General features: G+C 36.9%; 15 protein-coding genes. 10 read left to right on the top strand and 5 right to left on the bottom strand.

Annotated features, from left to right (window positions below):
- Positions 1-51 precede the first annotated feature (51 nt).
- The 4 genes from BN1225_RS07340 to BN1225_RS07355 all read left to right on the top strand — a co-directional run bounded on the left by BN1225_RS07340 (position 52) and on the right by BN1225_RS07355 (position 2,585).
- Positions 52-375, top strand: a complete 324-nt coding sequence (locus BN1225_RS07340) for a hypothetical protein (protein WP_041139173.1) — start codon at positions 52-54, stop codon at positions 373-375.
- A gap of 19 nt (positions 376-394) precedes the next feature.
- On the top strand, positions 395-877 hold the full coding sequence (locus BN1225_RS07345; RefSeq protein ID WP_041139174.1) for a sigma-70 family RNA polymerase sigma factor: 483 nt from the start codon (positions 395-397) through the stop codon (positions 875-877).
- Complete coding sequence (locus tag BN1225_RS07350) at positions 870-1,583, top strand: anti-sigma-I factor RsgI family protein (protein WP_052466451.1); 714 nt, start codon at positions 870-872, stop codon at positions 1,581-1,583. Before BN1225_RS07345 ends, BN1225_RS07350 begins: the two co-directional genes overlap by 8 nt.
- 141 nt (positions 1,584-1,724) lie before the next feature.
- Positions 1,725-2,585, top strand: a complete 861-nt coding sequence (locus BN1225_RS07355) for a DegV family protein (protein ID WP_041139175.1) — start codon at positions 1,725-1,727, stop codon at positions 2,583-2,585.
- Positions 2,586-2,724: 139 nt separating this feature from the next.
- On the opposite strand, the gene BN1225_RS07360 is transcribed toward BN1225_RS07355, so the two are convergent.
- On the bottom strand, positions 2,725-3,321 hold the full coding sequence (locus BN1225_RS07360; protein WP_041139176.1) for a DJ-1/PfpI family protein: 597 nt from the start codon (positions 3,319-3,321) through the stop codon (positions 2,725-2,727).
- A 299-nt stretch (positions 3,322-3,620) separates the two neighbouring features.
- On the opposite strand from BN1225_RS07360, the gene BN1225_RS14085 reads away from it, so the two are divergent.
- The 3 genes from BN1225_RS14085 to ppk1 all read left to right on the top strand — a co-directional run bounded on the left by BN1225_RS14085 (position 3,621) and on the right by ppk1 (position 7,216).
- On the top strand, positions 3,621-4,082 hold the full coding sequence (locus BN1225_RS14085; RefSeq protein WP_052466455.1) for a MarR family winged helix-turn-helix transcriptional regulator: 462 nt from the start codon (positions 3,621-3,623) through the stop codon (positions 4,080-4,082).
- 124 nt (positions 4,083-4,206) lie between these two features.
- Positions 4,207-5,124, top strand: a complete 918-nt coding sequence (locus tag BN1225_RS07370) for a Ppx/GppA phosphatase family protein (RefSeq protein ID WP_041139177.1) — start codon at positions 4,207-4,209, stop codon at positions 5,122-5,124.
- Positions 5,117-7,216, top strand: coding sequence for a polyphosphate kinase 1 (gene ppk1, locus BN1225_RS07375; RefSeq protein ID WP_041139178.1), 2,100 nt, complete (start codon positions 5,117-5,119; stop codon positions 7,214-7,216). Before BN1225_RS07370 ends, ppk1 begins: the two co-directional genes overlap by 8 nt.
- On the opposite strand, the gene BN1225_RS07380 is transcribed toward ppk1, so the two are convergent.
- Positions 7,206-7,751, bottom strand: coding sequence for a hypothetical protein (locus BN1225_RS07380; RefSeq protein ID WP_041139179.1), 546 nt, complete (start codon positions 7,749-7,751; stop codon positions 7,206-7,208). The genes ppk1 and BN1225_RS07380 overlap by 11 nt on opposite strands.
- Before the next feature lie 185 nt (positions 7,752-7,936).
- On the opposite strand from BN1225_RS07380, the gene BN1225_RS07385 reads away from it, so the two are divergent.
- A complete protein-coding gene (locus BN1225_RS07385) occupies positions 7,937-9,259 on the top strand; it encodes an NCS2 family permease (RefSeq protein ID WP_041139180.1) in 1,323 nt (440 codons plus the stop codon).
- Between the two features lie 8 nt (positions 9,260-9,267).
- On the opposite strand, the gene BN1225_RS07390 is transcribed toward BN1225_RS07385, so the two are convergent.
- From BN1225_RS07390 to BN1225_RS07400, 3 genes are read right to left on the bottom strand one after another with little or no spacing between them, the layout of a single operon-like run.
- Complete coding sequence (locus tag BN1225_RS07390) at positions 9,268-10,860, bottom strand: FAD-dependent oxidoreductase (RefSeq protein ID WP_041139181.1); 1,593 nt, start codon at positions 10,858-10,860, stop codon at positions 9,268-9,270.
- Entirely contained in the window at positions 10,860-11,426 is a 567-nt protein-coding gene (ahpC, locus tag BN1225_RS07395) for an alkyl hydroperoxide reductase subunit C (protein ID WP_041139182.1), read from the bottom strand. The genes BN1225_RS07390 and ahpC overlap by 1 nt, the downstream gene beginning before the upstream one ends.
- 50 nt (positions 11,427-11,476) lie before the next feature.
- Entirely contained in the window at positions 11,477-12,280 is an 804-nt protein-coding gene (locus BN1225_RS07400) for a Cof-type HAD-IIB family hydrolase (protein WP_041139183.1), read from the bottom strand.
- 212 nt (positions 12,281-12,492) lie between these two features.
- Here BN1225_RS07400 and BN1225_RS07405 point away from each other — a divergent pair, with 212 nt between their 5' ends.
- Together BN1225_RS07405 and BN1225_RS07410 are read left to right on the top strand one after the other, a co-directional pair.
- The gene (locus tag BN1225_RS07405) at positions 12,493-13,539 is read left to right on the top strand and encodes an ABC transporter ATP-binding protein (RefSeq protein WP_041139184.1); all 1,047 of its coding nucleotides are present in this window, start codon (positions 12,493-12,495) and stop codon (positions 13,537-13,539) included.
- Positions 13,536-14,414 (top strand): carbohydrate ABC transporter permease, encoded by an 879-nt coding sequence (locus BN1225_RS07410; protein ID WP_041139185.1) that lies wholly within the window; start codon positions 13,536-13,538, stop codon positions 14,412-14,414. The genes BN1225_RS07405 and BN1225_RS07410 overlap by 4 nt, the downstream gene beginning before the upstream one ends.
- Positions 14,415-14,422: the final 8 nt, after the last annotated feature.

A 14,422-nucleotide genomic window follows, 5' to 3' on the forward strand; every position in this document is an offset into this window, starting at 1 on the left:
TTATAAGGCAGTATCGTATTAATAATGAAGCTATCAAGGAGGAAATACACTATGATGAAAATATTATCTGTTTTAGGCATTACAAGTTTATTGGGAGGCGGAGCTGTTATTTATGCACTAAATCAGCCTTTAAGTGATGATGCTTATGCAAAAACGTGTCAAGTGCATACGTATCATGAAGATTGCCAAAACTGGGTGCAAGAAACCGTTTTAAGTGATGAAAATGACCCTTGGCAATGTCCATATGGAAATGAAACATGCATGGGAAGTGAAAGCTGCACGGAAACTTGCTATAATGATGAAAAGGGCTGTCATCAAAATGACACGACACAACACCATAGCCGTTCAATGCACCATCAACGACAACGCAGATAATTACATTTAGGAGACCACTATGAAAACAGAAGCAGAAATTAAATTTGCAATAGAGACCTATGGAGATATGATTCGACGCATCTGTTTTCTTCATTTAAAACAACAGGCGGATGTCGAGGATATATTTCAGAATGTCTTTTTTAAGTATGCTACTAAAAAAGATTCATTTGCTTCAGCCGAGCATGAAAAAGCATGGATGATCCGAGTCACGATGAATGCCTGTCATGATTTTTTAGGATCTTGGTATAAAAAGAAAGCGGTCTTAACAGATGATTTCAGTCATTTCCAAATTGATCCTTATTCTCATCAGGGACATCTTTTAGAAGTGGTCATGACGCTTTCTCCTAAATATCGTGATCTGATTTATCTGCATTATTATGAAGGCTATAAGATCGTTGAGATTGCCGCTATGTTAAAGAAAAACGAAAATACGATACATACACGATTGCGACGAGCAAAACAGGAATTAAAAGAAAAACTGGGAGGCGATTATTTTGACTAAAGGACCATTAGAAGCGATGTCTAAGATAAAAGCAGAAGAGACATTGAAGGACAAAACGTGGCAAAATATCAAGCAGCGTTCTTTTTTTAAGCATCCCATTTTAAAGTGGGGGAGTCTTGCCTGCATTGCTGTTTGTGTCATGATCGTTATTATTGTTAACCGTCCTGTTTTGGCAGAAGAATACAGCTATATTACCCTTGACATCAATCCGAGTTTAGAGTTGATTTTAGATCAAAAGGATAATGTCATGCAAGTAAAAGCCTATAATCAGGAAGCACAAGAAACACTGTCTTTAATCAATATGGTGGGACTGCACTATCAAAAGGCACTGGTAAAATTAATGGAGAACGAAGCTTATCAGCAGTATTTTAAACAAGAATCCCTTTTGCAGGTCAGTATTTATTCAAAAGATGAAACACGTTCCTTGGAAATTGAAAAAAATCTATGTGACTATTTGAATAATACGGAAATGAAAGATCGCTATAACTGTCACTGCATTGATGAGTCGACGCATAAAGAAGCTTTATCACACCATATGTCAGGAGGAAAATATGAAATGATTAAAAAGATCATGTCGATGGATTCCGCTTATTCATTAGATGAATTGGAGTCCTTCTCTATGGCACAATTACGAGACCTTTATAACACATTAACGGATGAACCGTTGTCATCGAATACACATCATCGAAAACATGGAAATCATTAAAGTACTGAAAAGTACTTTTTTTGCAGTCGAAGAAAAAACATAATTCTTCCTAAAAACGTGGTATACTGTTAGTGTTAGGTTTGATAGTAAGGGATCGCTAGCATAAAATATAAAAGATGAAAAGTCTAAAGGAGGGCAAATATGAAAAAAATAATTATCACATCGGAGAGTGGTTGTGATTTAACGAAAGAACAGTTAAATCAATATGGGATTCAGATTATTCCTTTTGGGTTAAATTTTCCTGATCGTACCGTACAAGATGGAGAAATTCCCGTACAGGAGATCTATGATTTCTATAAAAGGACTAAGCAAATACCTAAAACAAATGCGGTAGGACCATATCAATATACAGAATTTTTTGAGAACATCGCTAAAGAAAATCCAGACTGCGAGATAGTTCATGTGGGTTATTCATCAGCTTGCTCATCCACTTTTCAAAATGCTTGTTTAGGGGTCAGAGATTGTGTGAAAGCAAAAGTACATTTGGTAGATTCAAAGAATGTTTCCGGGGGATTAGGAAATCTGGTACTAAGAGCGGCGCGTATGGTGGAAGCAAACCCAGATCAGGCAGTAGAAGAACTGGTGGAGAAAATTAAAAATTATGTCACAAGAACAAAAACAGCGTTTGTGCCGGATAAATTAGATTTCCTTTCGGCTGGCGGACGTGTCAGCAATGCAGCTGCATTGGGAGCAAGTATCTTTAGGATTAAACCGCAGATTGATATTATCAACGGAGAACTGATTGCGGGTAAAAAATATCTGGGGATGATGAAAAAAGTGGCAAAAGAATTTATTCAGGATTTCTTAGGTAAAGAGGAATTTGATAAAGAAACAGCATTTGCTTTCTATTCTGTAGGGGTTCAAATGGATGTTTTAGGAAATATGGTCGCTGCTTTAAAAGATTATGGTTTTAAAGAAGTGATTGTCTTAGAATTGGGATGTGTCATGACGACCCATGGCGGAAAAGGCGCTATTGGTGTTTCAGCAACACGTAAAAACTAGAAATAAGTAAGATGATCAGTGACAGCTGGTCATTTTTTCATATCGACAGCAGAAATTAAATCTAGTTGATTCGATTTAAAAGGACTGCCGTTAATGGCAGTCCAATTAGGATTGATGATGCCTATTGAGGTGTGCTGATTTATTGCACCATCCCCTGTTTAAAATAACGATACCAGCCATCAATTTGTTCATCTGTATACATGTTAAGAACTCTAAAAATGGCATCTGCAAATTCAACAGCGGCGGTCTCATTAGCAGTGATAATGTTTTGATCCATTACGATTTGACTGGCTTCATAAAATGCCTGTCCCTGATAATGGGGTTCTTTTTGGAAAAGTTCCAGCTCATCACCGGTATGTTTTACCTGATTTAAAAAACCATATCTGCCTAAAAATAAAGTGGCTCCGCAGATTGCCGCAACAGGGATTTTAGAATCAATCACTTTTTTCACAAATGCGGCAATTTCATCAGTCGGTTCTTTTTCCCAACCTAATCCACCGGGTAAAATAAGTAACGCTAAAGCATCTAGGTCACAATATTCTTCTAATGTATAATCGATTTCTGTTCTTAAACCACCTAATGATGTTTTTGACTCATGGTCAACAGCAATAGTTTTAACCACATATTCTTTTATTGGCTGAATATTGGCAATAGCGTAAGCGGCTTCCCAGTCTGCCCATTGGTTCGTAAGCAGCACTAATACTTCTTTTTGCTGTAAGGTTGTTGTTTTTTTCACAAAATGAATCCTCCTCGAATGATCTGTTTTCATCGTAACATAGATTTATCATTTTTTATATGGTCTTTTCATTTTATATTGGGTACAAACATCATGTTTTCAAAAAGAATAAATCCCATAAACGAATAGTCTTCAGATAAAAAGAACTGCTTCAATCGATTATTCAGTGATAGAATAAGATCAAATCCAGTAGACGAATCACTTATTTTCTATTGAACGATTCATGAGGGGGACTTGTTGTTTCACTAAATTTACAGTATAATTATAACGATAAGGGTGCATGAAAAAAGGAGTAAATTATGAAAGATATCGAAGAATTGGAATTATTGATTTTATTTAAGAAATGCAATAAAGCGTTACATAAATGTCATCAGCAAAACGATCCTAAAGGCAGTTTTCGCGGTAAAGGACAGTTGCTTTCGGTTTTGTCTAAACAGGATGGGATTTCTCAGACGGAACTTGCGAATCATATGGATATTGCCAGAGCATCAATGAGTGAATTATTGATGAAAGTGGAAAAAGCAGGATTGGTTAAAAGAAAGCCGGATTCTAATGATAAGCGAATCATTCGTGTTTACTTAACGCAGTTAGGCAAAGATAAGGCCATTGAAAACAGTGCTTTTACTCATCGTTTGGCGGCTAAAGCATTCGAATCGTACACACAGGAAGAAATGAATCAATTAGCTCCGCTTCTTTCTAAATTCATCGAACAGTTAGATCGCTTCGTTGAAGAAGAAAGTCAAGAAAAAGACACCGCGTAAATGAGAGAAGGAATAAAGAAAAAATCTCCCCCTTAGTTTAGGAACAACATAGCAGTTAACAAGAAAATAACAAAACCATAAAACAAAATTAAGAAAGTTTTTGATATAATTTAGGAGAAAAAAGATGAAAGTAGCAGTGACAGATATCGGGTCTAATACCGTAAGATTAATTGTATATACCATGCAGGAAAAAACATTTAAACAGTTAGTTTCCAAAAAAATTATGTTAGGGTTAGCCAGCTGTATTGAAAATAAGACGCTCACAAGTGAGGGGATTGCTAAGCTAACCGATGCGCTGTCTCAATTGAAGCATTTCTGTACGATGTTTCATGTTGAAAATGCATATTATTTTGCGACCGCTTCCTTAAGAAATGTCAGTAATAAAAAGGATGTGCTTGAGCATATCTTACAAGAGTTAGGCATAGAGATTGAGCTTTTGAGTCAGGATCAGGAAGGGTTATATGATTTTTATGGGGCAAGATTGTCCATGAATGTCGATTCTGGATGGCTGATTGATATTGGCGGCGGCAGCAGTGAGATTGTAGGATATGAAAAGGATCATATTTTTTATAATGCTTCGATGCCGGTAGGCTCATTAAATCTATATGCTGACTATGTCGATTATCTTTTTCCCAAAAAAGCAGAAGTGAAAAATATGAAAGCCAGAATCAAAAAAGAGTTAAATGCTTTGCCTGATAAACCGAAAAATCAAAAAATGACGACAGCTATCGGGGTAGGGGGTTCTATTCGGGCATTATTGCTTTTAATTCGTAAAGAATTAAAAGTAAAGGAATTAAGTGCATTTAGTAAGAAAGATGTCGAAATGATGTTGGATTTAATATTAAATGATATGGAGAGCAGTGCCCATAAGATATTACGGATCAAACCGGATCGTATCCATACGATCGTTCCGGGAATACTGATCCTACTGCAAATAATGAATATGTATGGAATCGAGCGCATTTCGATCTCCCATACAGGATTAAGGGAAGGCTATTTGATGAATCGCTATCAAATGACGGGGGATGAGTATTATGAATGAAGACTATGACTATAGTTATAGCCAGGATCGTGAATTATCTTGGTTAAAATTTAATCAGAGGGTGCTGGATTTAGCCCACCATAATGAGGTGCCGCTATTAGAAAAATGTAAATTTGTGGCTATCTTTTCAAGCAATTTAGATGAGTTTTTCAGGGTTCGTGTCGGCAGCATCAATGATATGCTGGAGATGAGTCCACAACATCAGGATGTACGCAGTCATCTGACACCTCACCAACAGCTGGCAAAGATACATGAAACAGCTCGTACATTATGTGCCTATAAAGATCAAACGGTGCAGTCTTTGGAAAAAGAACTGGCGTACTATGATATAACGCATGAACGTATTCAGGATTTGAATAAACAGGATCGAACTTTCATCAATGACTATTTTAAGCATCAGATTTCACCGATCCTTTCACCGATGGTCATGAATAAAGTGCATCCTTTTCCTCACTTGGAAAATGGAAGTTTGTATATTGTGGCATCCTTAAAAGAAGAATTAGAAGATTACTTTGGTTTAGTACAGTTGCCTTCAGCTTGCAGACGGTTGATTTTACTGCCAGGGAATACCGTTCGCTATGTTTTAGCTGAAGAAGTACTGTTGTATTTCGTGGATAAGATATTTAAGAATTACATCGTTAAAAACAGCGGGATTATCTCTGTTACTCGCAGTGCAGATCTGATTATTGACGAAGAACTGGAAGATTATTATGAAGATTATCGTCAGATGATGAAACAGCTTTTAAAGAAACGCCGTGGATTGCACGCAGTACGTTTGGAATCACAGGGACCGTTAGATGACAAAGTAAAAAAATATTTGTTGAAACATATTGATCTTAGTGAAGAGTGCTATTACATGAGTCAGTCTCCGATTAATATGAAATATTTGTTTGATCTATTAAAAGCAGTTCCGGAAAAAAGCAAGATGACATTGAGTTATCCGCCGTTTTCACCTTATCCTGCACAGGATTTTGATATGGAAGCCTCTATTACCCGACAGGTATTAAAAGATGATAAGCTATTGAGTTTTCCTTATGAATCAATGACTCCGTTTATCCGTTTATTAAAAGAGTGTGCCAATGATAAAGAAACCATTTCCATTAAAATCACGATCTATCGTTTAGCAAAAGAAGCAAAGATCGTTAAATACTTATGTGAAGCTGCTGAAAATGGAAAAGATGTTGTTGTTTTAATGGAATTAAGAGCACGCTTTGATGAAGAAAATAATATCTTGTTTTCTAAAGTGTTGGAAGAAGCCGGCTGTCAGATTCTCTATGGCTTTGAGGATTATAAAGTTCATTCTAAGATTTGTTTGATTACTCGTAAAACACATAAGGGGATTGTGTACATTACTCAGATCGGAACCGGAAATTATAATGAATCCACCTCTCGGCTTTATACCGATCTCAGTTTGATGACGCACCATCAAGGAATAGGGGAAGATGCGGTTCGTTTCTTTAAAAACATGGCAATATCCAACTTGGATGGTGATTATCAGCATTTATTGGTTGCTCCCAATTCCTTAAAATCTTCGCTGATTAATAAGATCAAGGAAGAAGCGGAAAAAGGCAGCAGCGGGAATATCTTTATGAAGATGAACTCATTGACAGATCGTCAAATCATTGATGCTTTAGCAGCAGCCAGTCAGGCAGGGACCCCCATCTATTTGTTGATTCGAGGAATTTGCTGTCTAGTTCCCGGGGTGCACGGGAAAACAGAAAATATTACTGTAAAAAGTATCGTGGGACAATTTTTGGAACATTCCCGAATTTATGCTTTCGGTAAAGGACATGATGCACAGGTTTACATTTCCTCAGCCGATATGATGACAAGAAATACCACTAAGCGTGTAGAAATTGCGGTTCCGATTTATGATCAGCGCATTAAAAAGCGTATCTTGGATATGGTCGATATTATGTGTCAAGATAATATCAACGGAAAACTGTTGGTGGGACAAGAATATATTTCCATCAAAGATCAAGGGGAACCGATGAATTCTCATCAGTATTTTATTGAACAGGCACAAAAAAACAGCCTGACTCCAAAACAAGGATCCTGGTTGCAGAGATGGCTGAAGAAGCTTAAAGCTTAAATAAACGGTTGAGCTGATAAATCAAAGCGTTTAAACTACAAATAAAAAAGATTTCGACTAAAGAGCTGACACTCCCTAACCATACAAAAAGAGTGAAGCAACCCGTTATTAAAAATAAATAGACCGGCAGAATCTGCTGATACATCTCAATGTGTGTCTTGGCAAGATGCCATAAAAAGACATTGAGCAAAATCATAAACAGAATACTGCCTCCAAAGGATATCCAGACATGTATCATAGACCATAGGATATCCTTTTTATTATAGGGAACTAAAACTGCAAGGGGGATTAATATCAAGGAGAAGATCATCAAATAAGCTGCTTTTTGCCCATAAAATTCCGTCACTTTAAATAAGCAAGTAAACTGTGTGTAAAAATTATACGCAATCAAGCAAGCCAATATAAAAACAAGAAAGCGGTAGGGCAGCTGATTGGCGATATAAGTAAGGTTTTGATGAAGAATCGGAGCCAATGAACAGACTACAATAATAAATATGGGGATAATGATATTATTCAAAACATTCCATTTTTTCATAGGCTCACCTCGTTTAATCATCATAGCAAACTTATTTTTGCTTTTCAATAAAAGAATTGTGGAGAGCATCGATGAAACAGGAAGATTGATTGAAATAAGTTCATCTTGAGATTAAGACTGTTTTCCAGTATAATAAATAAGTCATTTGATGTATTTGACAGAAATTTGAAAGAAAGAGGGAAATTATGTTAGAAAAGATTTTTAAGTTAAAAGCTAAAAATACAACCGTAAGAACAGAAATCATTGCGGGAATTACGACATTTTTAGCGATGGCTTATATTCTTGGAGTCAACCCGGCGATTTTAAGTGAAACAGGAATGGATAAACATTCTGTATTCATTGCGACCGCTTTATCTGCTGGAATTGCCTCTATCATCATGGGAGTGGTAGCAAATTATCCGGTAGCTTTAGCGCCGGGGATGGGAGTCAACGCCTTATTTACATATACCGTTTGTTTAACATTGGGGTATAGTTGGCAAGCTGCCTTAGCCGCTGTCTTTGTTTCCGGATTGATTTTTATTTTCATTTCGGTAACAGGGATTCGTAAAATGATCATTAATTCGATCCCATCGCAGTTAAAGTTGGCGATTGGTGCTGGAATTGGGTTCTTTATTGCTTTTGTTGGTTTGAAAAATGCCGGAATCATCGTTGCCAGCAGTTCAACCGCCGTTGCTTTAGGGAATTTAAAAGATCCTGCAGTTTTATTGGCAATTGCCGGGATTTTGATCACCCTTGTTTTATTGATAAAAAAAGTACCTGCTGCCGTATTTATCGGGATGATCATTACCGCGATCATCGGTATTGTTCTTCACTTAGCCGGTGGCTTTGCTGGGATGCCGACATTACCGGATAAAGTAGTTGAATTTAATTTCAGTATTCACACTTTAGGTGCGTTTATGGATGGATTTGGTGAACTGTTTGCAGAACCGTTGAGTGCCTGCATGGTCATTTTCTCATTCTTATTCGTGGATTTCTTCGATACTGCCGGAACATTGGTAGCGGTGGCAAATCGTATCGGTTTGGTAAATGAAAAAGGACAATTAGAAAATGTTGAAAGAGCTTTAGTAGCAGATGCCGTCGGAACAGTTGCCGGAGCTGCTTTGGGAACCTCAACGGTTACTTCTTTTGTTGAATCTACTTCAGGGGTAGAAGTAGGCGGGAAAACCGGGCTTACGGCATGTACAACCGGAATCATGTTCTTTATTTCAATGATTTTTTCACCATTGATTTTATCTACTGTTACTTCTGCTGTTACCACACCGGCATTAGTGGTTGTCGGAATTTTGATGGCACAACAGTTAAAAGGGATTGATTGGGATGATTTAGTATTTGCCAGCTGTGGTTTTGTAACGATCCTAACCATGATTTTAACGTATTCGATTGCCAATGGGATTGCTTTTGGATTCTTTGCTTATGTCATTGCCATGTTAGCTGCCGGAAAAGCAAAGCAAATCAGTCCGATTATTCTTGGCTTGCTTGTTGTCTTTATTTTATATTTTGCAATCTAAAAGAGGCGTTATGCCTCTTTTGTTTTTTCTATTAAAGTGTCTAAGCTTTGTGAACCGAATACAATATCCTGATCATTAAATATAACTGCCGGTACGGACATCAGACGATATTTCTTTTTTAATTCAGGAAATAAGCTGATATCGTAAACGTCTATTTTGATCATTGGATTAATAAGTGCCATTTTTTCCATATTCCCAACAATATCGGGACAAAAATGGCAGGCAAGGGTGACACCGATCTTAATGTGAACATCATGATCAATTTTCATGATGTTTTCTTTTTGTGCTTCTTCTAAAGGGATCTGCTGAGTAGAAATGTAATACATGGTTAAAATAAAGGGATTGAATTCATGACCGGCAGGAATTCCATGCCAGCAAATAGGGTAATCTTTAAATTTAACCACCGGCATTTCAGGAAGGGGTTCATGAAATTTTTCAATCATGACCTTATCACTGAGGTCCGCAATATTATCCATGTAATCTTCTAACTCTTTGGACTTATCCCCTTCATCAAGGTAAAGCTGTAAAGTCACAGGGTCTTTAAACTTGGCAAAGACATCTTGCAGCTGTTTCGCTAAATCTTGATTAATCAAACCAGACTGACTGCGGGATTCTTTCTTTTGCTTTGTTTTTGGCTTGATCGCATTATATTGAGGGTGTTCCTCTTTAAATTTTGCTAGATAGTGTTCACAGTTGGTGGCTGCGATTGCTCCATCACTGACCGCTGTAACTATTTGACGAAGTTCTTTAATGCGTAAATCTCCGGCGGCATAAACTCCCTCTATGTTTGTTTCGAGTTGTTCGTTTGTTTTGACATATCCTTGTTGATCTAATTCTATTTTCCCTTTAAATAGAGAGGTTGCAGGCAGATAGCCGGCAAAAATAAACAAACCAAAGGCATCATTGTTTTTTGGTGTATAGACAGTTTTTTCTTTTGTCTGATTATTGATATACGTTAGAGTATGAACAAAATCATCCCCTTCAACACAAACGACTTCACTATTAAAATGAACGTTGATTTTAGGATGTGCACGCACTTTATCACCAATCGTTTTTGCACAGGTGAAATCTTCTTCACGCACGATCATCGTTACACTTTTACCAAAACGAGTTAAATACATCGCTTCTTCACAAGCGGCAAACCCACCGCCCACTACAAAGATATCTAAATCTGTAAAAAACTGTCCGTCACACGTTGCACAATAAGCGATTCCACGCCCGGTGAACTCTTCTTCTCCGGGAAAGTTCAGCTTTCTTGGCATGGCACCGGTGGCAATAATCAAAGCGAGGGCCCGATAAGTTTTATCAGCGGTTTTAATTTCTTTGATTTGCTGATCCAATATAACATCTGTAATTTCTTCATGAATGATCTCACAGTTAAAATGGATTGCCTGCTGTTTCATGGACGCAATCAAGTCCGGTCCATTTGTAGAAATAATGCCCGGATAATTCACGACTTCATTCGTGTTCAAGATCTGTCCACCGGGAGCATTCTTATCGATGATCAATGTTTTCAGCTTTGCTCTTCCGGCATAGATACCGGCACTTAATCCGGCACTGCCGGCACCTAAAATAATCAGATCATAGATCTCTTGATCCATTAGATTTTACCTACTAAATCCAATGATGGGATCAATGTATCTTCGCCAGGTTTCCATTTAGCCGGACACACTTCATTTCCGTGTTTGGCAACGAATTGAGCTGCGGCAACCTTACGCACTAATTCTTCTGCGTTACGACCGATGCCCATGTCATGTACTTCATAGGCTTTAATTTTTCCATGGGGATCCATTATGAATGTTCCACGCAATGCTTGGAAAGTATCTTTTACTAAAATACCAAAGAAATCCGCTAATTTACCGGTTGGATCCGCCAGCATCGGATATTTAATTTTTCCGATTGTATCAGAAGTATCTGCCCATGCCTTATGCACGAAATGACTGTCGCAGGAAACGGAATAAACTTCACAATCCATTGTTTTTAATTCATCATAATAATCTTGTAAATCCGCCAGTTCAGTCGGGCATACAAATGTAAAATCAGCTGGATAAAAGAAAAAGACAGCCCATTTTCCTTTTACGTCTTTATGGGTAACTTCTTCAAATTTTCCGTCATGATACGCTTCCACTTTAAACTCTAATAATTCTTTATCAATTAAATTTTCCATAAAAAAACCTCCTTACATAGTTATTATGCTATGCAATGAAGGGCTTATACTCAGATTTCTTTGATTAATTGGTGTTTGAATAAAGCATGATAGATTCCGTCTTCTGCAACTGTCAATGTGATATCTTCTGCGCGTTCTTTTAATTCATCGACTGCATTTCCCATGGCGATGGGAAGATATACCGTATTAAACATTTCCATATCGTTAGGACCATCGCCAAAAGCAATCGTATCTGTCATATTTTGATCTAAATAATCAGTTAAGATGCGAATCCCTCTTCCTTTGGATGATGTTTTAAGACTAAGATCGGTTGATAATTGACCGGGATGTACTTGGACATCAAAATCATCTTGAAAATAGACTTTTGCGGCATCTAAGGTTTGTGAGTTTGGACAGATCATCATTGCCATTTGAACATCTAACGCTTCCGCATTTGTAAGCGGATATAAATGCGATAATGGCATTTGCCATTTCTTTGCAAAGGCAAGACAGGTCGGGTCATCTATTTTATTGGTATAAATCTTTTGATCTTCTTCTAAAAAGTAAATGACTTGATTTTCTTTAGCGAATGTCTCTAATCTTTTTATTTGCGTCAGGGAAATCGTATCTTTGTAGATCGCTTTGCCATGATAATGAATACTGGCACCATTGCAGCTGATATATCCATCAAAGGGATACTCTTGAATTTCTGGTGGCATGAAGCAAAGACAACGTCCACTGGCGATAAAAATCTGATGTCCGGCTTTTTTTAAGGTTTCTAAACTATAACGTGTTTTTTGGCTCATTTTGACTAAATTAGTATGGCAGTCAATCAACGTTCCATCAATATCAAAAAAAATTAATTTCTTTTCCATAATTTCCTCCCGCTAAGCATCATAGCAGATATTTGTATTTTTCAAAATTCAATTAACTTTAATTTAACCAAAATAACTTACTTTTAAAAATTAAAAATGATCATGATAAATAGTTTACATAGAGTTAACGTCGATTGTCTTTGGATTTAATATGACTTTGCTATAATGGGGACGTCTTCAAAAGAGACGAAACATAACTACAGGGGGGAAATATGTCAGAGATCATATTAAAAAATGTTAGAAAAGATTATGACAATAAAAGTACGGTCATAGAAAATCTGAATCTAACCATTGCATCGGGTAGTTTTACAGTATTAGTAGGACCATCGGGATGCGGAAAATCGACGACACTTCGCATGATCGCCGGACTCGAAGACATTTCATCAGGAGAACTCTATATTGATGGGAAAAAGATGAATGATATCGATCCGGGTGACCGTGATATTGCCATGGTATTTCAAAACTATGCGCTTTATCCAACCATGACTGTCAAAGGGAATATCGAATTTGGTTTGATTAATGCTAAGATTCCTAAAGAGGAAAGAGAACAGCTGATTGAAGAAATTATCGATATTGTTGGATTAAGGGAATATCTTGACAAAAAGCCGTCACAATTATCAGGGGGACAAAGACAGCGTGTAGCGTTAGCCAGAGCGATGGTTAAAAAACCAAAAGTCTTTTTAATGGACGAACCGCTAAGTAACCTAGACGCAAAATTAAGAAATCAAATGCGTTCTGAATTAATTGAATTGCATCACAAATTAAATGCGACATTTGTTTATGTAACGCATGATCAAGTAGAGGCATTATCGATGGCAACTGATATTGTCTTGATGGAAAAAGGAAAGATTCGACAACACGGATCACCGCATGATATCTATACGTATCCAAAAAATGTCTTTACCGCACAATTTATTGGAACACCGGAAATGAATATCATTGAACGTCAAAAATTCGAAGCGATTGCAACGTTGCCAGAACAAATTGCTTATATCGGATTTCGACCATCTAAAGTAAAAATGTACGAACCGACACAGGATCAAAAACAAAAATTGGTTTTTACCGGTACCGTTTTAACAAAAGAAATGTTAGGGTCGGAAATTATTTATCGTGTGCAAACGAACATGGGCGTAGTAGCAGTCAAAATGTTTAGTGATATCAACTTGAATTTAGATGATGAAATCAAATTATCGCTTTCGTATTCTAGTATTCACTGTTTTGATGAAAATAAAAATAGAATGGATATCCTTCGTTCATGAAAAATGAATTATTAAAAAAAGCGAAACCCTATCTTTTTGTTGCACCGGCACTCATTATTTTCTTAGTCTTTTCGATTTATCCGATTGTCAGCATGATTCAGCTCAGCTTTTTTGAATGGGATTTTATATCCCCGACAAGATTGTTTGTTGGATTTAAAAATTACATCGCCTTATTTCAAGACAGTGCCTTTTATCAGACCTTATCCAATACGTTTGTTTATATGATCTTAACGGTGGGATTGGGAATCCTCTTTGGGGTATTGTTGGCACTATTCTTAAATAAGAAATCAAAAGTGAACAGTTTTATGCAAAGCATTATCTTTTCACCTTATATCGTTTCATTAGCGTCCATTTCTTTTTTATGGATGTGGCTGATGAATACTGATTTTGGTTTGATCAATTATATTTTATCGATTTTTAAGATTGGACCGATTGACTGGTTAGGAAGCCCTAAAATAGCTTTGTTTTCACTGGTCATCATTTCTGTATGGAAAACCGTGGGATACAATACCATCATTATTTTATCGGCTTTGCAAAGTATTCCTAAACATCTTTATGAGGCAGCATCTCTGGATAAAGCCAATCGTCGTCAAACATTCTTGAAAATCACATTTCCGATGATCTCACCAACCTTATTCTTCTTAACGATCGTTAATATCATCGCTTCATTTAAAGTGTTTGATACGATTCAGATCATTACGCAGGGAGGCCCGCAGAACAGTACGAACACGCTGGTTTATTCCCTATATGAATATGGGTTTAAGTTCTATAAGATTGGTTACGCTTCTACCATTGGCGTTGTATTACTTGTGATCATCAGTATTTTTACCATCATTTATTTCAAATTATTATCTAAGAAAGTCCATTATCAATAGGGGGAGAG

Source organism: Beduini massiliensis, assembly GCF_000829905.1.
In the GTDB taxonomy this organism is placed as follows: Bacteria; Bacillota_I; Bacilli_A; order Erysipelotrichales; family Coprobacillaceae; genus Beduini; species Beduini massiliensis.